The 24,238-nt window shown below is 51.6% G+C and carries 15 protein-coding genes; 9 read left to right on the forward strand and 6 right to left on the reverse strand.

Annotation, left to right across the window (positions count from 1 at the left end):
• The first annotated feature begins 12 nt into the window (after window positions 1-12).
• The 7 genes from JIN87_RS00415 (at window position 13) to JIN87_RS00445 (ending at window position 10,631) form a co-directional block, all read left to right on the forward strand.
• Complete coding sequence (locus JIN87_RS00415; protein ID WP_200353518.1) at window positions 13-1,353, forward strand: Gfo/Idh/MocA family protein; 1,341 nt, start codon at window positions 13-15, stop codon at window positions 1,351-1,353.
• A 90-nt stretch (window positions 1,354-1,443) separates the two neighbouring features.
• Entirely contained in the window at window positions 1,444-3,426 is a 1,983-nt protein-coding gene (locus tag JIN87_RS00420) for a DUF6807 family protein (protein ID WP_200353519.1), read from the forward strand.
• Window positions 3,426-4,892 carry a DUF7133 domain-containing protein gene (locus JIN87_RS00425; RefSeq protein ID WP_200353520.1) on the forward strand — a complete coding sequence of 489 codons (1,467 nt, stop codon included), beginning with the start codon at window positions 3,426-3,428 and terminating at the stop codon, window positions 4,890-4,892. Before JIN87_RS00420 ends, JIN87_RS00425 begins: the two co-directional genes overlap by 1 nt.
• 5 nt (window positions 4,893-4,897) lie before the next feature.
• Entirely contained in the window at window positions 4,898-5,215 is a 318-nt protein-coding gene (locus JIN87_RS00430; RefSeq protein WP_200353521.1) for a SemiSWEET family sugar transporter, read from the forward strand.
• On the forward strand, window positions 5,212-5,943 hold the full coding sequence (locus JIN87_RS00435) for a ThuA domain-containing protein (protein WP_200353522.1): 732 nt from the start codon (window positions 5,212-5,214) through the stop codon (window positions 5,941-5,943). Before JIN87_RS00430 ends, JIN87_RS00435 begins: the two co-directional genes overlap by 4 nt.
• 96 nt (window positions 5,944-6,039) lie before the next feature.
• Entirely contained in the window at window positions 6,040-8,964 is a 2,925-nt protein-coding gene (locus JIN87_RS00440) for a glycoside hydrolase family 2 protein (RefSeq protein ID WP_200353523.1), read from the forward strand.
• 140 nt (window positions 8,965-9,104) lie between these two features.
• Entirely contained in the window at window positions 9,105-10,631 is a 1,527-nt protein-coding gene (locus JIN87_RS00445; protein WP_200353524.1) for an RNA polymerase sigma factor, read from the forward strand.
• Between the two features lie 151 nt (window positions 10,632-10,782).
• On the opposite strand, the gene JIN87_RS00450 is transcribed toward JIN87_RS00445, so the two are convergent.
• Window positions 10,783-12,123, reverse strand: a complete 1,341-nt coding sequence (locus JIN87_RS00450) for an alpha-L-fucosidase (protein WP_200353525.1) — start codon at window positions 12,121-12,123, stop codon at window positions 10,783-10,785.
• Between the two features lie 218 nt (window positions 12,124-12,341).
• On the opposite strand from JIN87_RS00450, the gene JIN87_RS00455 reads away from it, so the two are divergent.
• A complete protein-coding gene (locus tag JIN87_RS00455) occupies window positions 12,342-13,364 on the forward strand; it encodes an SMP-30/gluconolactonase/LRE family protein (RefSeq protein ID WP_200353526.1) in 1,023 nt (340 codons plus the stop codon).
• 18 nt (window positions 13,365-13,382) lie between these two features.
• Here the strand turns inward: JIN87_RS00455 and JIN87_RS00460 are convergent, their stop codons facing one another.
• From JIN87_RS00460 to JIN87_RS00475, 4 genes are all read right to left on the reverse strand, one after another.
• Entirely contained in the window at window positions 13,383-14,879 is a 1,497-nt protein-coding gene (locus tag JIN87_RS00460) for an alpha-L-fucosidase (protein ID WP_200353527.1), read from the reverse strand.
• 165 nt (window positions 14,880-15,044) lie between these two features.
• Window positions 15,045-17,555, reverse strand: a complete 2,511-nt coding sequence (galA, locus tag JIN87_RS00465; RefSeq protein ID WP_200353528.1) for a beta-galactosidase GalA — start codon at window positions 17,553-17,555, stop codon at window positions 15,045-15,047.
• Between the two features lie 111 nt (window positions 17,556-17,666).
• Window positions 17,667-19,226 (reverse strand): sulfatase family protein, encoded by a 1,560-nt coding sequence (locus JIN87_RS00470; protein ID WP_200353529.1) that lies wholly within the window; start codon window positions 19,224-19,226, stop codon window positions 17,667-17,669.
• Between the two features lie 9 nt (window positions 19,227-19,235).
• Window positions 19,236-20,837 (reverse strand): sulfatase family protein, encoded by a 1,602-nt coding sequence (locus JIN87_RS00475; RefSeq protein ID WP_345780776.1) that lies wholly within the window; start codon window positions 20,835-20,837, stop codon window positions 19,236-19,238.
• 543 nt (window positions 20,838-21,380) lie between these two features.
• On the opposite strand from JIN87_RS00475, the gene JIN87_RS00480 reads away from it, so the two are divergent.
• Window positions 21,381-22,415, forward strand: coding sequence for a substrate-binding domain-containing protein (locus JIN87_RS00480; protein ID WP_200353531.1), 1,035 nt, complete (start codon window positions 21,381-21,383; stop codon window positions 22,413-22,415).
• Window positions 22,416-22,540: 125 nt separating this feature from the next.
• On the opposite strand, the gene JIN87_RS00485 is transcribed toward JIN87_RS00480, so the two are convergent.
• Window positions 22,541-24,118, reverse strand: a complete 1,578-nt coding sequence (locus JIN87_RS00485; RefSeq protein WP_200353532.1) for a putative Ig domain-containing protein — start codon at window positions 24,116-24,118, stop codon at window positions 22,541-22,543.
• Between the last annotated feature and the right edge of the window lie 120 nt (window positions 24,119-24,238).

Genomic DNA, 24,238 nt, shown 5'->3' on the forward strand with positions numbered 1-24,238 from the left:
CCCCCCCCCCACATGAACAAACAACAAACTCGTAGAACCTTTGTACAAAACGCTCTTGGCATCGGAGCATTGGTTGGTTTCCCAACCATTATCCCATCTAGCGTTTTGGGTAAGAACGGTGCCGTCGCCCCAAGCAACAAAGTTAACATCGGCGTACTTTCTTGCGGCGCCCAATCCGGCTCGGCAGGCAACTACTACAGCAAAGGCATTAGCCAAATCGTAGCTGTTTGCGATCCTATCAGAGAACGTCGAATCGCTCGGGCTGAGCAATGGGGAGTAGAAGATCACTATAACGACTTCCGCGATGTCCTCGCTCGCGACGATGTCGATGGCGTCCACATCTCCACGCCCGACCACTGGCACGTTCCCATGTCGATCGCTGCAGCCAAAGCGGGCAAGGACGTCTATTGCGAAAAACCGTTGGGGCTCACAATCGAACAGAATCTCGCCGCTCGCCAAATAACCGAGAAATACGATCGTGTTTTCCAATATGGCACACAACAACGCTCGTCCGAAGTATGCCGACGCGGGATTGAACTCGTGCTCAATGGACACATTGGAGAAATCGCAAAGATCTACGTTTGGGCACCGGGAGGAATGGCTGGCGGCTCAGCAACCCCGGAACTTCCTGTCCCGGATGGATTCGACTACGATCTCTGGCTCGGTCCAGCACCTGAAGCTCCATTCTCCTACGACCGTTGTCTAAACCAGGATTTCCAAAAGAAAGGCATCTGGTACATCTACGATTACGCGATTGGCTTTGTAGCTGGCTGGGGCGCACACCCTCTGGACCAGCTTCAATGGTGGGCCGACGAAGCTGGAATGGATATCCCAGTTGAATACGAAGCCACAGGCCGGCTTCCAACCGAGGGTCTCTTCGACACAGTCACTCACTGGGACGCTCATTGCCGCTACGCAAACGACCTGGAGATGCGTTTCATGGATACACAAACCGCTCAGGTAGTTACAAAGGAACTATCGCTGCCAGATCTAGGAAAATTTCCAGGCAACTGTACTCTTTTTATGGGCACAGAAGGTTGGGTAGCTGTTTCTAGAGGCTCCTTGAAAACTTCAAGTGAAGAACTTCGCAAGAAGGCCAAAGATCCCGGACCAATAAAACTGCCGGTAAGCCGTAATCACGGCCAAAATTTTGCTGAGTGCATTCGTTCCCGCAAACAACCGGTCTCCACCCTCAACTCGGCAATTCGCTCCGACATAGTATCCCACATGACCGACCTTTCCATCCGCACCGGAAAGAAACTTCGCTGGGATCCCAAAAAGGAAACCGTACGCGGCAGCTCACAAGCCCGAAAAATGATGTCTCGTCCTATTCGCGCCCCCTGGACAATCTAACCCAAAAAGGTAGCGGCCGTCGTCCCTGACGGCCATTTTCATAACCTAAAGTTTCGCGTAATGTTCTTTCGGATACTCCTTGCTACACTCGTGAGCATCTCCTCAACCGGTTTTTCTCAGTCAGCCGAGTTCGCCTGGGACAAGTCCGCCAACTCACTCGCTCTATTGGCGAATGACAAAGTCGTATGGCGGCACAACCACGACCCTGCTGAAGGAAAGCCCTACATTCACCCGCTTAGTACAGTGGACGGGAGTGTGCTCACCGAGCTGCGCCCCGAAGACCATCCGTGGCATCGCGCACTCTGGTTTTCATGGAAGTTCATCAATGGCGTGAATTACTGGGAGGAAAATCGCCAGACAGGCCAATCCGAGGGCAAGACAGAGATCAGAAAGATTGAGCTATTTCCACGTGAGGACTTCTCGGCAGATATCGTATCCACAATTGTCTACCAGGAGCCAGGATTTGGCGATGTTTTGACAGAGTCTCGTACAGTGACGATTTCACCACCGGACGAACTCGGCAACTACCAGATCGATTGGAAATCTCATTTTAAAGCTCTCACCGATATCACGCTCGATAGAACGCCACTCGAGCACGAGCCCAATGGAAAATCTTGGGGGGGATACGCCGGGCTTTCCCTTCGAATGGCGTTGGACTTGAGAAAAAAATGGAAGTTCTCCGATAGCGAAGGACGAACCTCAAAAATTCACGGAAGCGGCTCTCGCTGGGTTCGGTTCTCAGGTAAAGTGTCAAATGACAAGAATGCAGCCGTCACCTTCATCAATGCTCCAGACAGTGAGGATGGGTCCTATATCAAGTATTACATCGCCGAAGGCATGCCCTACTTCAGCCCAGCGATCCTGTTCGAGACTCCCAAGTCAATAAAGGAAGGAAACGAACTCGTCTTCAAATACAGGATACTTGTCGAGAGTGATACCAATCATGAGGCTCAGCCTCAGGTCAAATATCAAGACTACAGAAATTCGGTCGAACTGGTTGAGCTAGGAAAAGAGATGCTTCACCAGAAGGGGTGCCAAGAGTGCCACTCTGTGGAAAAGCAGGAGAATGCTCTCGGTATGCTCGGCCCTAGCTACTTCGGCCTTCTGGGATCACAAACAACCCAACGAACTGTTTCGATTCCGAGCGTGTACGCGGGCAAGTACAAGAATGAGGTCGCCACGATCGACGATGCTTACGTTGAGAACGCGATCAGAACCCCTAACGCACAACTTGCCATCTACACCCACGGGCCAAACAAAGGCAATCCCTACCCTCCAGTTATGCCGGCGTATTCAGATATTGAGGATCTTGAAGTCAAAGCGATCACCGCTTACCTAAAAACCTTAAACTCCCCTGAGAATAAGGGCCCTGAGCAAGCCTTCCTTGTTCTCGATCGCCCCTATCGAAAAGGCCCTCCTCCAAGCATTGTCGAAGTCAAAGATCAGGCTAAAATAGTGCGTGTCTCAATTTATGGCACTGGTACACGCTCCATCTGTGTCGGTCTTCCGGGCGGGTACAATTATCTTTTCGACCCATCGACCTTCGCCGTTAGCCGTGTCTGGTATGGAGATTTCCTAGACATTGGAGGAGAACGTCATGAACGCGGAACAGGTCCGAATCACCTACTTGGAGATGTCACGAATCTCGACGGAGCCTTCCTCCCGTTAGGTTCCTCAGGCCCGATCAACCAAGGCTACAAAGACTATGTGCACAACGGTGACTTCAAACGAGCCGCCTTCCAAAAAGAACTAAGAGACCAGCAACTGTACTCTGAGAAGTCCGCCGCTGACGCTCCAAACTTTCTTGGGTATCTTAACAAGAAAGACCAAGCGCCCGTTTTTCTCTTCGAAATCGAAGGCGTTGAGTACCGCCAACAACTCACCTTCAAGGGAGAAAACAAAATCATGTACTCGTTTGAAACACGGAACGCCGACAAGGACATTTGTTTCCAGGTGGACAACTCACGATTTAAGAACGTGAGCAGCACAAGGGGTACGATCGAAGCCGGTATCCTGAGCATACCAGCACACAAAGCCTCATCTTTCAGCGTAACCCTCGAACTGAATCGCTAATGAAATACGCACTGTTCGCGTCACTCGCTATCTCATCTGCAACACTCCTCGCCGCAACGGAAACAGAGTTCTATCCGAGAATTATTCCAGAAGGCTACTCCGTTAAGACCATCGCAACTCCGGTGGATGAAAACGGGGAGGATCTCCTCTTCGGCGTTGGAGGGATTGGATTTCTCTCCGATGGATCAGCGATGATCGCATCCCGCAACAACGGAATCTGGAAGTATCAGGATGAGAAATGGCATCGATTTTCGGAACATCTGCACGATCCTCAAGGTATCCACGTGGTGGATAACAGCTCGGTGATCGTCGCTCAAAAGCCGGAACTCACTCTTATCAAAGATAGCGACGGAGACGGAGTTGCAGACTTATACCAAACTCTCTGTGACGACTGGAGGTACATCGGTGACTACTGCGAGTACATCCATGGTCCAGTCGTAGATTCCGAAGGAAACTATTACCTCAACATCAATCTGGCCAATGGGCCTGACGACATGATGATGCGGCAAAACACTTGGATGGGAAGCGCTGGAGGATACGATGGTTGGAACGTTAAGATCTCTCCAGATGGAAAGATGACTCCCTTCGCCTCTGGGCTCCGCTCCCCTGCCGGTATAGGAATCGATAAGGTGTCCGACGAAATTTGGTACACCGAAAACCAAGGCGGCTGGGTCGCTGCCTCCTTTCTAGCTCATATAGAGGAAGGAAAGTTCTACGGGCACCCGTCCACTCTCCTCGATCATCCAGATTTTCGCGGGCAACCAGAGAAGATTCAGATAGAAAACTTCGAGCATATGCGAAAGCTTCCTTCAGTGTATCTTCCACATGGCGAGCTGAACAACTCTCCCGGTAATCCAGAATTCAATTACACAAAGGGCAAATTCGGTCCTTTCGAAAATCAGATTTTTATCGGCTGCCAAGCTCGCTCTAATATCACTCGTGTTTCGCTCCAAAAGGTGAACGGCGAATATCAAGGTGCAGCCTTCAACTTCATCGACCATCTCCAGTCGGGAGCAATCCGCCTCAGTTTCGATGACAGTGGTAGTTTATGGGTGGGTCAAACCGGTCGTGGCTGGCGTTCTAGAGGCGGTAAGCTCTATGGTCTTCAACGCGTTGAGTGGGATGGAGAAACAGTCCCCTTCGAAATGAAAGACATTAAGTTAACGGCTACAGGCTTCAAAGTCGAGTTTACCAGTCCTGGCAATCTCGATACACTATCGAACGACGACATTAAGGTGAGTCACTGGGGATACAACTACAGCGACGCATACGGATCACCCAAAGTAGACGAACAAAAAGAGAAGGCTGTAATCACCCAAAAATCCGACTATGGTCTTTCCTTCGAATTCGATGTCCCCCTCCAAAAAGACAGAGTCTATCGTATAACAATCGATTCTGAGAGCGTGGCCGGTAAACGACCAAGCGTTGTATCGGCTTACTACACACTCAACCATCTAATCGAATAGCAGGTATGGAAAGCACACTGGGAACTATCGCGATGATCACAGGCTTGTTGATGACGTTCTTAGGTCTCCCAGGCCAAATTCTCAAAACATGGAAAAGCAAATCGGCCAACGATCTTTCCCTATTTATGTGGGGGATGGGCTTCGCCAACGTAGTTGCCTGGACATCCTACGGTCTATTTCGTGAGGAGCCGGATTGGTACTTGGTGATCCCTAACGCTTTCGGACTGCTATTCGTTGCGGTTATCCTGTTTCAGATCTTTCACTACGGGAAAAAGAAACAGAACGTCCCGACAGACAGTCATTCTCCCAAATCCAAAAAATGAAAATCCTTACAGTATTCTCTTTCTTGATACTTTTAACTTCGTCTCAGGCCCAAACGATCAATGTCCTCCTTATCAGTGGTCAAAACAACCACAACTGGAGGCTTACAACTCCACTCATCCACACTTTCCTCGAATCGAGCGAAAAAATTTCGGTCAAAGTCACCGAGTCTCCGCAAACCCTGAACGCTGCGGATCTTTCGGAAATAGATGTCATTGTCTCGAATTGGAATACGTTCGCGAGCAAGAGCGTAAAAAAACCGGTCTCAGAGTGGAGCGAAGAAGCGAAAATTGCCTACGTCGACTTTGTGCGAAATGGAGGCGGGCATGTCGTGGTACACGCGGGCAGCACATCTTTCCATGATTGGGACGATTATTTCGCCATCTCCCTCATGCGGTGGGGCTTGTCGGGAACGACCCATGGAAAGAGACACAGTTTCCCTGTCCGGCTCGATGAGCCCTCTCACCCCGTTCTAAAAAACTTCAACCCGCAAACTCACTTCGACGAACTTTGGCGAAATGTTGAAGTCCACCCCGATGCGACGATCGTCGCCTCATCCTTCTCAGGCGAACCTGGCGGCACTCAGGAGTGGGAGCCGAGCGTGTTCGTAGGGCAATTTGGGAAGGGACGTTGCTTTGCCACCACTCTTGGCCACGATGCAAGTATACTGGCAAGCCCCCAACTTCAGACCCTTATTACCCAGGCGGTTATTTGGACAAAGGGCGAATAACGAAAATACAACCGCTTTAGGTTCAATAAGTACAAAAGAGCTCTGTGGACCCGCCTAAGGATCCCTACAAAATGGAGCTCTTAATACTTACCCTCAATGAAGAACCTAATCATTGTACTCCTAGCAATTGCAACTAGCTTCACCAGCATCTCTGCAGCTGATCTCCCCTTCGGTTTTCCAGAAACCGACCGAACAAAGCAGAGCATTAACCAAGGATGGAGATTCCATCGTGGCGAAGCTGAAGCCGAGTACTATAAAAAGAATTACGACGATTCCGATTGGGAGTTAGTAGACGTCCCTCACACGCTCGCCCTCACCTCCCTCACTCTCGACGACCTTCAAGACGAGAAGACTCAGCTCGTTTTCCACCGCGACGTTGGGTGGTACCGCAAATCCATTACCGTCACCTCCAGTTCCAGCAAAAAGGTTTTCCTAGAGTTCGAAGGAGCTCACCAAGTTACCGACCTTTGGGTAAACGGCAAACACGTCGGTCAACACTCAATCGGCGGATACACGCCTTTCCATTTCGACATCTCCGACTTTGTCTCCCGCGGAAAATCCAACCAAATCACCCTCCTCGTCGATAACCGCCGCAACGCCTTCGTTCCTCCCGATCCAGGCCCCTTCGATTATGTCAAATTCTCCGGTCTCTACCGCGATGTCTATCTCGTGCAGACCAACCCTGTCCACATCGGCTTCAACTGGGAGAGCCTAACCTCTGGCATCAACATCACCACTCCAACAATCGATACCGTGAACGGCAATGCCACGATCAACATCAAAACTGCCGTTAAAAATGCATCTCGTTCCACCGTCGAAGCCGAAGTCACAAACCGCATCATCGACAATCGTGGAATTGTCGTGCTCAAGCTGATACAGTCTCAGAAAATCGCTGCTGGACAAGAGTTACAATTCAACCAAATCGGAAGTCTCGAGGACGACGTAAAATTTTGGGACACAGAAAATCCCAACCTCTACCGCGTCAACACTATGGTCAGCGTCAACGGCCAGCCGGTCGACGTGCTCGAAAACCGCATTGGACTCCGAAAGTTCGACCTCGATCCCGTTCGCGGCTTCGTACTCAACGGCAAACCAATCAAGCTCATCGGTTTCAATCGCCACCAACAGTATCCATACATCGGCGACGCGCTTCCTGACTCCCTTCACTACAAGGACATGCTCCAGTTTAAGGAGTACGGCTTCAACGTCATGCGGACCGCTCACTACCCTCAGGACGATGCTCTAATCGACGCCTGTGACGAACTCGGAATCCTCGTTTACGAAGAAGCCCCTTCCTGGATCTCCATGTCAAACGATGGTGAGTGGTGGGACAATTTCGAGCAATCCGCCCGCATCATGATCCGCAACCACCGCAACCACCCTTCGGTCGTCATGTGGGGAGCTGGCATCAACCACCGCGGCTACGTGCCCGTCATGCACAACACGGTTAAGCAAGAGGACCCCACTCGCCTCACCGCCTCGCAAGGAGCTCGCTGGACGGGTTGGCAAGCTTCCGGCCTGACTGATATCAATGCCAACATGCTCTATGGCCCCTTCATCTGGGATCGCTCCGAGCCAATGTTCGCCATGGAAGGACGCAGCGGAGCCGAGCACGTCGCACCCTACAAACAGGACGACCTCATGGTCGGCCTCATCTCCTGGGTCGCCCACGCCTACTACACCTTCCACCCAACTCACGACAAAGCCAACGACAAGCGTGACCGCACTCGCAGCGGTGCAATGACAATCTTCCGCCACCCTCGCCCTTACCTCGATTGGTACAAAGCGGAGCTTCTCGAAGCGCCCTTCGTCGATATCAAAGAGGAATGGATGCCAGGCACTGAAGAAGTCGTAGTCTACAGCAACGCTCTCGAAGTTGAGCTTTTCCTAAACGGCAAATCAATCTCTCGTCAAAAACCGAGCTCCGACGAGAAGTACAAGGGGCTCGATCACCCACCGTTCCATTTCGAGAATATTGAATACACCGAAGGTAAACTGGTAGCGAAAGCGTACTTTGAAGATGGAAACGAAATGGAGTCGATCAAAGAATCCGCTGGTTCCCCAGCAGCGCTCCGACTCGTGCTCGATACCGAGGGACGTGAATTCCATGCCGACGGCACCGACATTGTTGTGGCTTACGCTCACATTGTGGACGCAAAGGGTGTAATCGTTCCCGACGCTCAAAACCTCGTTACCTTCAAGGTCGAAGGAGACGCTTCAGTGATTGGGGATGGCACGAACATCAACGCGAATCCGATGTTCCCAGAATACGGTGTCGCGCCCGCCTTGATACAAGCTGGGCACAGTCCTGGAAAAATCCGTGTCACCGCCAGCTCCCCTGGCCTTCGCTCTACAACAGTATCTCTCACAAGCTCTACAATCGGAAACGACATTGTAGTGAACACAGCACAAGCAATCTACGACTTTCGTAGCGAACGCGTCGACCTAGGAGCCCACGATCAGCTTGTGCAATTCGACTGGAACCTCTGGAATGGCACCGACAACGAGCCATCATCCTACACTCTCACATCGATTCCTGATGCGTCAGTGACAATCGCACCAAGCTCTGAGTCGGGCGTAATTCGCTGGCTAGGAGAAATGAATGTGATAGGTAAATATGGATACGCCTACGGCGACGGCGTTGTCGCCATCGATGAGCAAGGCCTCGATCTCACCTTCGAAAAACTTCCCAAAGGGATCTACAAGCTCACCACCTGGCACCACGCGCCACGCAGCAACTCCGACCACATGGATACGAATGTGGACAAGCTGAAGAGCCTGACCATCCACAAAGTACCCTACGAGGATGAGCTCACCCTTTCCTCCCCAAGCCTTATCGAAGGAGACTCACTCACAACGAAGGTCACTGAAGGCAAGGAGATGCAGTTCTCCCCAGTCGCTACCGCAGAAATCGTTTTTGAGTCAGACGGCAAGAGCCCCGTCGTGATCAATTTCAACGGGTCGCAAAACAAAGGTATTTGGCTAAACGCCTTCGAGATAAGCGAGTGGGCTGAATTCTGAAAACCAAAGTAGCGGGGGCATCCTGCCCCAGACCACAACCTCCACCGATCCACCGACGCGGGCTAAAGCACCGCGCTACTAAAAAAAACTCCCCCAATTTTGTGCGGTCTTAGGAATCGGTATCGTCTATAGTGTAGAAAATGCTCACTACGGACGAAGAGTTACTAGACGCCTTCACAGAGGCACAGTCGGACCAGGCTTTCGAAGCCCTGGTGCAGCGCCACCTTAGCATCGCGTTCTCGACTGCCTATCGGGTTACCCAAAACTCGAGTCTAGCTGAGGAAGTCGCCCAAAACGTCTTCATTAAACTCGCCCACGATACGAAGAGCTTGAAAAGGAAGAATTCTCTGGGGGCGTGGATCCACAAGGTCGCTTTTCGCCTCGCCATCGATGCGAACCGGTCGGAACAGAGCCGAAAGAAACGGGAACAAAGCTCCGCCGAACTCTCTGAAAACGAACAGGCCAGTCGCTACGACGAGAATTGGAGAAAGGTAGAGCCGGTCCTCGACTCCGCTTTGGCCGACCTCCCGGAAAAAGACCGTACCGCCGTCGTTCTCAGATTTCTCGAGAACGCAAGCTACGCAGAAATAGGCCGCTCCGTCGGACTTAACGAGAACGCCGCCCGCATGCGGGTCGATCGAGCGCTCGGAAAACTGAAGCGGATTCTTCAGCACAAAGGCATTCCTACAACTGCAGCAGCCCTGAGTGCGGGTCTAGCGTCAAGCTATGCCGCTCCTGCCACGAGCAGCTCATTCGCAACCATCGCTCTACAGACGCCAGCCTCCGCATTGCAGTCAATTAACTCTGTTCTAATGATGAAAACGAAAACGATGATCACCGCCGCCTGCGTATCCATAGCCGCCTGCACCACAAGTGGCTATCTTGGTTTCCAGTACGGAGAAGAATCAGCCAACTCAGAACGATCGGACAGCTATCGTTATCACGAGCAAACACACGTTGACGAGGTGCCCGCACAGATGACACCGGCCGAGCCCGCGACAGTATCGACAAAAAGGATAACAACTGAGAACCTATCTGCCCCATCACCTGATCCAGCGGCAGAGCAGTCCGCAAATAGCGAGTTTCTCAGGACTTTCATCAAGCAGATGAGAGAGCTCGAGCAAGGGACTTTTCGCCTAGAGGTGTTCGACAGTAATGGAAATATTACAGACACCTTCGCCACTCTCTACGACTTAAACGAGACTCAACGAAACTCCCTGACTCAATCCATAAGCGAAGCCAGAGAGTCCTACTACAATCTCGTGAAGCAAAACGCGGTACTCAACAAGGAAGACGACAACTCATTCTCCGTTAGCGTCTCGCCTTTCAGCGGCGGTGCCGATGTTTACGACGCTCTCCTTGAACGCTTCCAAAGCAACCTCGGAGAGGCAAAGTTCGCCGAGTTTTTGGATGTAGGTGATTCAGAACTACGGAGTGAATTCAATGAGTTCGGAGCCAGCCAACTCGAGATGGATTTCAAGCGAACCCTCGACAAGGACGGTAAAGACAGAAATGGGGAACCGAGCAAATACCGTTGGGATGTGAAGGTCCGAAGCAAAAGCGATAACGGGCGATCACAAAACTGGCACAGCCAAATGGGAGACACTCGATTCCAAAAAGAAAACGACCTAGCAGTCTGGCTCTGGGGCAATGAGTTGGACCTTTGAGCCGGCGAAATGTAGGGCTGCCGCTCGTCGGCACGCCGCAGATTCATAATCCTGCAACGCGGCGTTCCGCAAGCGGAAGCCCTAAAAAGATAGAGACAAAAAAAGGGCGGCTCAACGTGCCGCCCTACAAAAAAGACGAACTTGCGAGTCCTTAAGGGAGCTTCGCGTTTGTGATCTTAAGAACCACTGGGTTTGGCCATTTGCGGTCGTTGTAGATACGTTGTGCCCGCATGGCTGAGATCATCAATCCGTGGTCAGTCTGTTCCCAACGCACTGAAGGATCTACATCCAAGTAGTACTCGAGAATCTTGCTGGTCTGGCCAAGTACCGAAATCTCAGTCTTCTTGCTCGCCTTTACGTGCTCGAGGAGGAAGTTGCGACGAGTCCCCCAAGTCCATGGATCGCCACAAACAAAGGCATAAACGGTGTCCTCGTCCTTTTTCTTTGTATACCAGATATCTCCTTCTCGGATGACATGCCATGGACGAACCTCATAAATAGCCTCCTTGTTCAACATCATCCACGCTCCCATCTCGATCAAAGTACGGTTTTGTTCGTGTGGAATCATTCCTGATTGGTCCGGTCCTATGTTAAGAAGCATCGTCCCTCCCTTGGCCCGGGTTTCAATTAGGTTCTGTATCCACAAACCGCCATCTTTGTAAGTTTCGTTGGTTGGCTTGAACTGCCAAGAGGTTCCCATAGTGAAGTTTGCCTCCCAAGGTACATCGAGAACTTCTTCAGGAAGGCTTTGAGTCGTGGAAGCTGAAATCTCCGGAGTCTTGATCGCGCCGCGGGTAATCAGGCAGTTTGGCTGCATTTCCCAGATCAGCTCCTTGAGACCGCCATCATTGTGCCCTTTCGGGCCATCGAGGAACATGACGTCGATGTCCCCGTAGTTAGTGAGTAGCTCCTTCATCTGAGCTACATTCACGTCGTACAAACCAGGGTTATTTTCCGGCAAGGCTTCTGGCTTTGTGCGCGTGATCTCAGTTCCTTGCTTCCAGAGCACATGGAAGTCATCAGGCGAGAAATAGAATCCGATCTTGATCCCTTGAGCGCGGAACGCATCGACCACCTCGGCTACAATGTCATTCTTGTAAGGAGTGGAGCTGATATCGAACTCCGAAGTATCCGTATCGAACATACAGAACCCGGAGTGATGTTTTGTGGTGAAAACAACGTACTTGAAACCGCTGATCTTAGCCTGACGCGCCCACTCATCCGCATCAAAACGGGTCGGATTGAAGGTTTTAGGAAGCTCTTCAAAAAAGTCCTTCGCATACTCGGGCGACGCACCAACCAAAGAGTGGCTGATCACCGTCCCGATCTGGGCATCCACGCTCCAATGGATAAACAGGCCAAAGCCGGCATCCTTGAGCCATTCAAGCTTTTCGGGCTTATTCTCTGCGTAAGAGACACTCAATCCCGCCAAGAAGAACAAGGCGATACGAGTAGTCGTTTTGGTAAAGGCACAAACGTTTCGTAAGGTCATAGGGTAGTTAGTTAGACGCATGTATAGGGAACGAAACCGCAGCATGCATAGGCTAAGGCTTTTGTCGTTTTAACATTACAGCACTGGGTGCCTTTACTAAAGTTCACTATTCCGGCGATTGCACGCCGCGGGAGTGGATTTATTGTCGTCGATCGGGATTTTTTCCCCTAGTTAGGCTGAACGAATGGTTCGTCACATCCATACAGTTTCCCCCCACTATGATCCGATCTCGTTTTAAGCTCTTACTCAGTTCCACCGCACTCAGCCTCCTGCTCCCGGCATCGGCGCAGGACAGCACCAACTACCCGACGATCGGGGAGATCGTTCGCTTCAGCGACGAAGCGAACAAGATTCTTTCGAGCGACGCTAAGATCGAAGTAATCAGCTCTGGTTACGTCTGGTCGGAAGGTCCTGCCTGGAACAAACAAGGAGGCTTCCTCGCGTTTTCGGACGTTCCCGAAAATAAAGTCTACAAGTGGGTTGAGGGCAAAGGAGCTAGTCTTTGGATACAGCCATCCGGGTACACAGGTCTCGGCGAATACGCTGGTTCCGATGGAAGCAACGGACTCGCGTTTGACGACGCTGGCAACCTCTACTCCTGCGAATGCGGCGACCGACGCATCTCCATTCTGACAAAAGGACAAGGAAAACGAACGCTCGCCGACAACTACAACGGGATGCGATTCAACTCTCCGAACGACATATCCCTTCACTCCAACGGCGACATCTACTTTACCGACCCGGAGTACGGGCTTCCCAAACCAGGTCTCGACGGCAAGGAAACTCCTTACATGGGCGTTTATGTGATTCGCAAAGACGGTTCAGTTGAGCTGGTGGACGATAGCCTCACCGCGCCCAACGGAATAGCCCTGTCAGTTGACGAGAAAACCCTTTACGTCGCCAACTCTGACCGAGCGAACAACCCGAAAGTCTACGCGTATCCAATCAAAAAAGACGGTTCGTTTGGTAAACGTAGAACCTTTTTCAACGCGCAAGACTACCCTGCCCTCAAAGGCATGAGTCCGGACGGCATGAAGTTCGATGCCAGAGGGAACCTTTGGATTGGCGGGATCATCGGAGGCGTGGTTCTCAATCCACAGGGAGCCCCAATCGCCCTGATTAACTCAGGCGAGAAGATCTCTAACTGCGCCTTCGGTGGCCCAGACGGCTCAACCCTCTACATGACCTCCGACACTTACATCATTAAGGTGGAGACCAAGGTTAAGGGCATCGGTTTCTAAAGGAGGGCAACCCTCCTGCTACTTGATCAGAATCTTGAATACGAAGGCGTGATCGCCGGGCTTCTTCTTCGGTAGCTGAATAGCCAGCTCCTCTTTGCGTTGTTCGAACTTCAGCTTACCGCGGTGCCCCAACAAGCTAACCTTAGCGATCTCTTCGTTACAATCAGTGAGAGATAGCGACTTGATCTTAACCTCCTTGCCGTCTTCCGGCCAACCAAAGGCAATCGCGTAAAGTACACCATCCTTGGTCGTGAAACGGATGTCCTCGGCCTTAAAACCATCAAATTTAAGGTCCGACAAGTGACCAACCAATGTCTCAGTTGGGCCCTCTCCGTAGATCAGCCAAGGACGTGTCCCATAAATCGCCTCACCATTCACCTTCAACCAAGCTCCGATCTCGCGCATGATCCGCTTCTGCTCTTCAGGGATCGTGCCATCCGCCATCGGAGCTAGATTCAGCAACATGTTACCGTTCTTACTCACGACGTCTGCCAGATCATGTATAATCCGCGCCGTTGAGTAATACTCAATTCCTCCCGCGTAGCTCCAAGTGGTTCGAGAAATGGAGGAGTCCATGAGCCAAGGCTCGGGATAGATCTCCGGCATCCGACTACGCTCGAGATCCACAGTCCCCGTTCCAAGCGGCATGTCAGGGCGTTTAAACGTAAGCACGTAGTCAAGCCCCTCTGCCTCGCTGTGATTATAAAAGTGAGCGGCCATCTCCTGAATGTACTTTTCAGGCAGGATCTGCATGCGGTTGTCGAACCAGATCATATCAGGCGAATAGGCTTCAACAACCTCCTCAACCTTATCTCTCCATTCCGCGGCAAACTCATGACTTGGAGCTGGGAACGGGTTGTACGCCTTCCTCCCTTTTACGCCAAAAGCTGAGTTCGGCACTGGTGGTCCATACAATCCTTCATACTCAGGATTACTCGTGTCCGTGCTAGTATCCATTGTTGGATACCACCCCCACTTCCACTGATGGTGGAAACTGGTCATAAATTTCAGCCCTTTCGCGCGGATCGCCTTTTCGAGCTCCGCCACAACATCGCGCTTCGGCCCCATGTCCTTCGCATTCCACTTCGTAATCTCAGAGTCCCACATCGCGAAACCGTCGGCGTGCTCAGCAACAGGCCCCGCGAATCGAGCGCCTGACTCCACAAATAGCTCGGCCCACTCTTCCGGATCAAAATTCTCAGCCGTGAACATCGGGATGAAGTCCTTGTAACCGAACTCCTTTAACGATCCATAAGTCTCCTCGTGGTAAACGTTCTGCTTGGAGCCCTTCTTGTACATGTTTCGGGAGTACCAATCCGTATTCCGAGGACCCAAGCTAGCCGAGTACGGTCCCCAATGCAGGTAGATGCCAAACTTCGCATCCCGAAACCACTCAGGACATTCATATGCCTGCAACGATTCCCATGTGGCGTCGAAGCGTGCTTCCTCTTTCCCAGTGCAAGCGATCGCCAAAAAGGCAACGGATGCAGTCAAAACCGAGCGACAAGTTTTCATATGTAATTCCCTTTTTTACTTATGAAATTCCATTTGGCAACGACAACACCTCCAAATCGGAGTTAAATCAGTTAAGCTAATCTCGTCCGCGCACAAAAAAATCCTCCCGAACCTTTGTCCGAGAGGATTGATAAAAAAGTCTAAGTACCCAGTTACAGCGAGTTACTACAAAGCTCCGTCTACCGGATTCGGCTTCAACGTTTCGTCCGAGACGCCCAGCAGAGACGGAACCCATGGCTTTGCCTTACCTGCCCCTGAAACCTTGAAAGAAACCGAAGCGGCTTCGAGTCCATCCGACTCAGCGAGTAAAGTCACTTCTCCCTCTTCTCTAGAAGCCTGAACCAATATCTGGCAAAGCCCCTGATAGAGGTGACGCTGATCAGCCTTGTCCGGTTCATGGCTATTTGGGTCTCCATTGCCAACCCCTAGGTTTCTGCCGCAGCCAGTTACTGAGAATCGAATTAAATTAGAAGCATTCGGAACCACCCGACCTTCCGCATCGAGCACGCGTACTTCCACTGGAGCCAAGTCTTGATCGTCCGCGTCTAACTCACCTCGTTCAGCAATCAGCTCAACTTTTACCGGCTCGCCAGTAGTTTCGTGGACAGTCGAGAGAATCTGCTCGCCGGCGGAGTCGAAACCACGGGCTTCCAATTTACCGGGCTGGTAAACAACACTCCACTCCAAGTGACCGTTTTCTTCTACTGATTGCCGGCCTAGCAGCTCTCCGTTGAGATAGAGCTCAACTTCGGCACAGTTCGTGTAACACCAAACATCGATCGCTTCACCTTCCTTCCCTCGCCAATTCCAATGGGGGAAAACGTGAAGCAAAGGCTCATCACGCCACCATGCACGATAATACCAATAAGCGTCTTTTGGAAAGCCACAGAGGTCTAGTATTCCGTATCCAGTAATCACTGTCGGGAAACGGCACGGGTAGATCTCTCCACGGTAGTCGAACCCGGTCCAGAGAAAGGTGCCCATCATGAAAGGACGATTCGCGCAATCCTTCCAGGTTTCCATGATGCTATAGCCCCAAGGCGTGCAGGTTTCGCCGTAGGAACTGATGATCTCCTTGCGCTTGGGATTCGTCCAAAGCGGTGTGTCGTGATACTGAATTGGCGGGTCAGTCACGACCTTTTCGTACACGCCTCGATTCGAGGCTGAACCTCCGGTTTCAGATCCGACGAGTGGCCAGTCCGGGTACTTGGCGTGAAAATCATCGTAGTTTTCGCTTCGCTGTCCTGAACGATAGTTCGTACCAAAAACATCCAGACGGAAGCCTTCCTCTTCGTGCAAATCGCAAATGTCGATCCAGTCGCAATTCATGGCATAGGTGACGGGTCGAGAAGTATCCAAACGCTTAACACGTTGCTGCATTTTCCTCATCATGCGGATGCCGACTTTCGTATCTTGCACCAGCATGTCCTCATTCCCCAATGACCAAAAAACGATGCTTGGATGATTCCGCCCGCGACGAACCAAGTTATCGAGCTGCTTTTCATACTCCGGTGCAGTGCCGATGAGGCGAGCTTCATCCATGACCATGACGCCGAGCCGGTCGCAGATTTCGAGCATCTCCGGAGTCGCCGGGTTATGGGAGGTACGAATCGCATTCACCCCCATCGACTTCATCTTGTGGATACGCCACTCTTGCAAAGCGTAGGGAATAGCGATTCCGACACCTGCGTGATCTTGGTGGCTACAGACTCCCTTTAGCTTGATGTTCTTGCCGTTAAGAAAAAAGCCCTCGTTCGAACAAACTCTGATTGTACGAATTCCGAAACTTGTTTCGAATCGATCAACCACCTCGCCATCTACTTTCACGAGGGTTTCGAGGACATACAGAATCGGAGTATCAGGACTCCAGAGCTCAGGATCCGCAACTTCCAGAGACTGTAAAATCGCCTCACAAGAATCTCCACATACTCCCATTTCAACGGAGCCACTAGCAACCAACTCCCCAGCAGGACTCACTACATTCGAAACGATTTCACACACAACCTCATCCGCTAGGTCGTTACGTACAGATGTCTCGATATTTAGAGTCGCTCGACTCAGATCCGATTCATCGAGAACAGGCTCAACAAAAGTCCCCCAACTAGGGACATGCACCGCATGAGTCTTTACCAGTCGAGCATCACGATAGATACCGCCGCCTTCGTAGGACCAGAGTTCAAAGTCATTCGCATCCACGCGAATCGCGACTGTGTTTTGTCCTCCAAATTCCAATACATCGCTAAGATCGAAGGTGTAGCTCGCATACCCACTCCACTCCCGTCCGATAAAGTGACCATTGCACCAAACCTCGTAGTTTCGGTAAACCCCGTCTAGCTCGAGAACAAAGCGTTTCCCCTCATCTTCAGACGAAACATCAAAGGTCTTTCGATACCAGGCAATGTCAGTCGGCAAGGAACCGTGAATCGGCTCGTTCTTCCCAGAGATTTCGCCCTCGACCACGAAGTCGTGCGGCAAGTTCACAATGCGCCAATCACGGTCTGAGTACTTGACTGTGGAAATCCCGTGATTACCGGCCTTCATCCAGTGAGCACGTTCAAAGCGCTGAGCGTGAATACCATGATAATTGGTGGTTTCAATGTCTCCAAGATGGAAACGCCAATCAAAGTTCATAGAGAGGACTTCACGTCCTGAAGAAGAATCAGAATTCGTATTCATAGAAACAGTATATAAGTGTGAGTGACCTGTAGGGTTGGAGCTTGCTCCAGACCGCAATGCAGGATCAGAAAGTTCGCGGGATGGGATTCGGACAAAAGTCCCACTCGATTTCTAGTCTTCCCAGTGGGCGTCTATAATAGCCTGCAAATGCGGGTACTTTTCATCCCCTTCATTCAGCTCGGCACGCTTTTTCAAGATCTCCGCCTTCAGCTCAGCGATAATATCTTTGTACTCAGGGTCCGAATACCGGTTAACATCTTCATCAGGATCACGCTCGAGATCGTAGAGCTCCCAGGCCGCAGGAGTCTGAACAACCTTGTTGCATTTCCCAACCCACTCCGTTGACGGCGTCCCCATCTGCGATTCGTCGAAATGGTAGCCATAGTAGAACATCAACTTGTAACGCTTGGTTCGGATGCCGAAATTCGCAGGCACATCGTGATGCACCATGTGCATCCAATAACGGTAGTAGACGGAGCTGTCCCAGCCTTCGACCTCATCGCCTGTCGCAACCGTTTCCGCAAAGCTTCGTCCCTGCATATAGCTAGGGGTCTCACCTTTCGCGAAGTCTAAAACAGTTGGAGCGTAGTCGACATTGTTGACCAACATATCGGTCTCGACTCCTCGCTTATCCATATCCGGATGGCGAATAATCAGCGGCATATTCGCAGACTCTTCATACATCCAACGCTTGTCTTGCAAGTCGTGCTCCCCGAGCATCATTCCTTGATCGGAAGTATACACGATGATCGTGTTGTCCCAGAGATCGTTCTCCTTCAGGTATCCGAAAAGTCGGTTCAGGTTATCATCGATCCCCTTCACACAGCGAAGGTAGCGTTTTAGGTAATGCTGGTAGGCTTGGTGAGTCGCTTCGCGATCATCTTCGGGACCGCCTTCCGGGAAATAGTTGAAGACATAATTCCGGATTTCGTGACGACGCGAAACAGAAGTCCCAATCACTCTGCGTAGCGAATCATTTTCACCCCGCGTTCCAATGGAGCCCCAAGTGGACTGATCGTAGAGATTGTCGGGCTCGGGCACATCGATATCAGCCAAGAAGTCTTCATAACGCCGAGCGTACTCGAAGTAGTCATGCGGCGCTTTGAAATGGTGCATCAAGAAGAAGGGCTTGTCCCTGTCTCGCTTGTTTTCGAGCCAATCGAGACTGCTATCGGTGTTGATATCCGAGCTGTGCCCAACTTCTTTCACCGTAGCGAGCTCAGGATTCGCATGCAAATCGCCATACTCCGTTACGCCCTTTTCAAAGTAAGCGGGATCATAGTAACTGCCTTGCTCATGAGCATCGGCCATTACCTTGTAATAGTCGAAGTTCGGCTCTTCATGCAGATGCCACTTTCCTACAAGCGCGGTTTCGTAACCGAGTTTCGAAAGCTCCTGCGGCAAGTACTGCTTCTCTGTCGGCAACGACCCGTTCAAGTCGAGCACTCCGTTCGTCTGTGAATGCTGCCCAGTGAGAATACACGCCCGGCTCGGCGTGCAAATCGCATTGGTCACGAAACAGTTGCGAAAAAGGATTCCGTCAGCCGCTAGCGCATCGATATTGGGGGTGAGATCCAATCCCGCGAGTCGCCCTCCATAAGCTCCGATGGCATGCGAGGCATGGTCATCGGACATTATGTAGAGGATGTTGTACTTCTTAACCTGTGACATCGGCAGAGCCTATTTATCCCAATGCGTATCTATGATGGCTTGCAGCTTCGGATAGCCTTCGTCCGTCTCGTTGAGATCTTCACGCATCTTCTTGAGACGTTGCTTAAGTTCACGAGTGACATCCTCGTATCCATCCTTGCCGTACAAGTTCACCCGCTCCTCCGGATCGTTTACCATATCGTAGAGTTCCCAGGCCACTGGAGTCTGGTCGATAAGGTTCGACTTCTCCAACCAGTGGAACGCCTTGGTCCCCATACGCTCCTCATCGTAGTGACGACCATAATAGAAGATCAGTTTGTACTCCTTAGTCCTGATTCCGAAGTGAGCTGGCACGTCGTGATGGATCATGTGCATCCAGTAGCGATAGTAGACAGCATCGTCCCATTTCTCATCCGCCTTTCCAGTCTCGATGACTGAAGCGAAGCTGCGTCCTTGCATTTGGCTCGGCACCTTGCCTCCCGCTAATTCGATAAGCGTTGGACCGAAGTCCGTATTGGAAATCATCATATCATTGCGAAGACCTGAGTACTTAGCCTTCGGGTGGCGTACGATGAAAGGCATGTGGATCGATTCCTCATAAATCCATCGCTTATCCTGCAAATCGTGCTCACCGAGCATCATCCCTTGGTCGGAGGTGTACACGATGATCGTATTTTCCCAGAGACCTTCCTTCTTCAGGTATTCGAACAAGCGATTCAGATTGTCGTCTACCCCCTTCACGCAACGTAAGTAGCGCTTCACGTAAGTCTGGTACGCATCAAAAGTGTCCTTGGCTGGATTTGTAGTCGGCCCTCCGTTTAGCAAATCCACATAATGGCGCTGGTTGTGGCGGGCTGAAACCGAAGTTCCGATACGATCACGCATACCATCGCCATAACCTCGGGTGCCTTCCGATCCCCAATAAGGGTCGGAATAAAGGCTCGAGGGTTCCGGGATGATCTCGTCCTCAAGATACTCATCATAGCGAGGCGCATTTTCGAACATGTCGTGCGGAGCCTTATAGTGATGCATCAAGAAAAAGGGCTTCTTCTTGTCGCGACCGTTCTCCAGCCACTCCAAGGTCAAATCCGTTATGACGTCGGAGCTGTGTCCCTTCGTCTTGATAACTGGCAAATCCGGATGATCACGCGTGCCGCCGAAGGTCATTCCGATCTCCTGGAAATCTGGGTCAAAGTACGTCCCTTGCTCCCCTTCAGCTACCATCACCTTCCAATAGTCGAAATCGGGCTCAACCCCTAAGTGCCATTTCCCGATCAAAGCGGTCTGGTATCCCATATCCTTGAATACATTCGGCAGGTACTGACGCTCGAACGGCATCTTCGTATCCAAATCCAACACCGTATTCGTTTGCGGATACTGTCCCGAGATGATGCTCGCTCGGCTCGGAATACAGATCGAATTGTTCACGAAGACATTCTCGAACAGTAATCCCTCATCAGCCAACGAGTCTAAAACCGGCGTCGGATTCAAGCCCGAGAGCCGCCCACCATAGGAGCCGACAGCATGGGCCGCATGGTCGTCGCTCATGATATAGAGCACGTTGAGTGGCTTCGCCTTGGCGGTATTTTCGCCTAGGGCTACGGCAGCTATAAGAACGAGCGCAGGGAGCAACCCTCGCAGACCGGTAAAAAAGAACGAGCCCGCAGTACCCCCTGCGGACTCGTTCCTATACCCCTTACTTTTTTTGCTACTACAATATTGAAACATCGATACTGGCGTTTGAGCTAAGGATTATCTCTCAAACACGGACACATTGTACACAATTTCCCGACACATGGAAATCGACCATTTTCACAGTTTGATGGACTATTTGAACATGACTTTTGTGTCACTTATGCGGGACTATCGTTCACTGACTACTCCGGCACAGGCTCCTAAAAAAGTACCAAACGGTACATATCTCAGACAGGTGTTACGTTTGGACAATTTCGCTCGAGCCAAGGGTGATACTTTTGCCCTTAATCATTAAAATAGCGGTACTTTCCGAGCGCTTTCAAATTTGTGACGATCTCATAAGGGGATCTTCCGCCACTTTTGGTATATTGGTTACCGTCAGCAAGTTCTGGCACACCCCTAATAAAAGCAATCCCCCCACGGACTGCATAATTTAAGCTCACGTTCAACTGAGTTCAGCCCCCAGCCAATAGACCCCATATGGTTCACATCAACGAAAGAAGAGTCACCCAGAAAGACATCGCTCAAGCCGCCGGGCTGAGCATCGCAGCGGTCTCCATGGCCCTTAAAGGCAACCAGGCATTGCCAGAATCCACAATCAATCGTGTACGTAAAATCGCCGAAGAGCTCGGCTACGTTCCAGACCCCGCACTTTCCGCCTTGGCAGCTCACCGCAGCTTCACTCGCCAACGCACCAGCTTCTCAGTCCTCGCACTCGTCACTCACGGTGACCACTCATGCGACTGGGAAAAACGCGAAAGCTCCAAGTCCCTCATCCACTGGACCAGCGAACGAGCAAAGCAACTCGGATACCGCCTCGAGCACTTCTCTACTTACTCAGAGAACCTCTCTCCTAGCCGCCTAAGCCAGATCCTCTGCGCTCGTGGCATCCGCGGACTCATCCTTTCCCCAGCATCACAGCTTCCAGAGGATTGCGGCATCGACTGGGAAAAGTTCAGCATCGTCTCTATCGAGCAAGAAAAGCCTGAACTCGGTATCCATTGCGTCGCCTCCGACCAATACGGCGATATGAAAACGTGCTGGGAAAAGCTCCGCGCAAAGGGGATCCAGAAAATCGGCCTCGCCCTCGACTCTACTTGTCCAAGCGAAGGTAACGAACAGTGGCAAGCCGCCCACCTCTACTCTCTCAGCCACCACGGCATCGAAGCGAAGGACATCGTCCCAACGCTCAACATTGGAGCTGACGATGAACCAGAAAAGCTCGCTCAGTGGATTTCCGAAAACAAGCCGGAAGCCATCATTTCAAATAAGGCAGGCCTTCCAGAGCAATTGAAAGAGCTCGGAGTCAGCATCCCGCAGGACATGGCGTTCGTCAGTCTCAACGCTGAAGACGAATCAGATAGCATCAGCGGGATTCAGCGCAGCTCCGAGATTATCGGTAGCGTCGCGGTCGACACTCTCAACTCGCTCATCCAGCAAAATCGCTTCGGAACACGCCAAGCCGCGATCTCGACAAAGGTTCGCAGCAAGTGGCACGACGGCGAGTCGATCTAAACGACTTCGAAAAGATCTAATCAGTTTCCAAGGCTGCCTCATCGAGGCGGCCTTTTTTTGTTGGGAGGGAGGATAAAGGCGCTCCAAACGTTACATGCCCGCTAGGGACAGCGGGCTCTACCTTTTCAGCCCACGCGCACCAAGCAAACGCCGTGGGCACGGACGTTCACGGCGAAGCTCCCTTTAAACAAACCGACTTCTTCGTGTCGCCACAGGTCAAATACGGTTACTTCTCCCTCCAGGCCGATCAAACGCCAATCGAGACGAAAAACAGTCGCTTCTTCAGCGGTATTGAAAATCCCCACCGCCTTACGCCCATCGACGAGCTCCTTCACGATTACTTCGATACCGTCTAGCTTGTAGACCGTCTTTCCAGGAAGCGCCGTCTCGTCCTGGTGCACTGCAAGAACCTCCGAGTTAGCTAGCAGATTCATCGTAAATGGATCCATCGACTCCATCGTACAACCAATCAGCATCGGGCTAGCCCACAGTGCCCAGAGGGAAATGTGAGTGTACTGCTCATCCGCAGTCAGACGTGTAGGCCGAGGTTCATCAAGACGCGGGTTCTCCACGACATCGCCTACAACCAACATATCCGCATCCGGAAAGTGACCAGGGCCCGCGGCATCACCAGTATCAAGCCAAGCGCGATGATTCTCCCACACCTGATAAAGGTTCAAATTCGGGCCGTCTTCATTCCAACGATCCTTCAAATCGCCCGTGGTCCTCCAACAGTGTACTTCTTTGGCAAACAAGGTCGCGTGCTCCAGAGGAGCAGCGTTGGACAGTGAATACACAATATCACGCCCACACTCCTTTAAGGCGTCTGCCATCTGCTGAGTGTGCATCTCATCATTGGGTCGCCAATCGTACTTCAAGTAGTCGATCCCCCACTCCGCCCACTGCTTGGCATCGCAATGCTCGAACGAAAACGCCCCCATCCGCCAAAAGTAATTTCTTTTCCCGCCACGCGGACCGCTACACGTTTCCTCCGTCCAAACACCATCTGGCGAATCGCTCGATCCACCAACATAGCCAGCGTAAGTCGTTACCCAAGGCGAAGAGTAGATCCCCACCTTCAAGCCGAGTCCGTGGATTTCCTCACAAAGCTCGGCCATGTCTTCGAACTTGCTCGGATCAGGCTGAATGCCATTCCAGTCGCCTCCCCTGATTCCTTGCCAACCATCATCGATATTGATGTAGGACCAACCGAAGTCAGCTAACCCGCTGTTCGCCATCGCTCGAGCGGCCTGCAGTACCTTTTCGCCACTGACACGCGGTCCCCAGCAATTCCAGCTATTCCAACCTAACGGAGGAGTCAGGCAAATATTAGGCCCCACTTCGACACGAAGAGCCTTCTCAGCGACACCAAACTCACTCTCGACGGACAAGCGTAATTGGTAAGTCGCCTCGCTCGTATTCAAAATACAACCACTAATCACTCCCGTCTTGCCATCGATCGCCAGCCCAGCCGGCAGCCAGTCCACGCTATAGCATTTGTCCCCCGCACCGGTCGCGGGAATTTTGTACAAGAAAGGTGCCTTGGGTCGTACGCCAAAAACAGCCGGTCCATGAATTCTTGGCTCTTTGGGAGACTCAGGAGTCAAAATGTAGAGCCCCTCTCCCACGGATGGATCATAAATGGCTATCCCTTCGGCTTGCAGATGCCTTAAAGGAGCAAGACCTGTTTGATCCGCTGCCATCAGAGAACATCCTCCTCAAAACTCCACAAGGTTGGAGAGACCAATACGGGTGTGTGAAAAACAGGTACCATGTTTGCGAACCCCTAAAACTCGAGAGTAGCAGGGGCACTCACTCTTCTC

Source organism: Pelagicoccus mobilis, from assembly GCF_016595505.1.
GTDB classification, from domain to species: domain Bacteria; phylum Verrucomicrobiota; class Verrucomicrobiia; order Opitutales; family Opitutaceae; genus Pelagicoccus; species Pelagicoccus mobilis.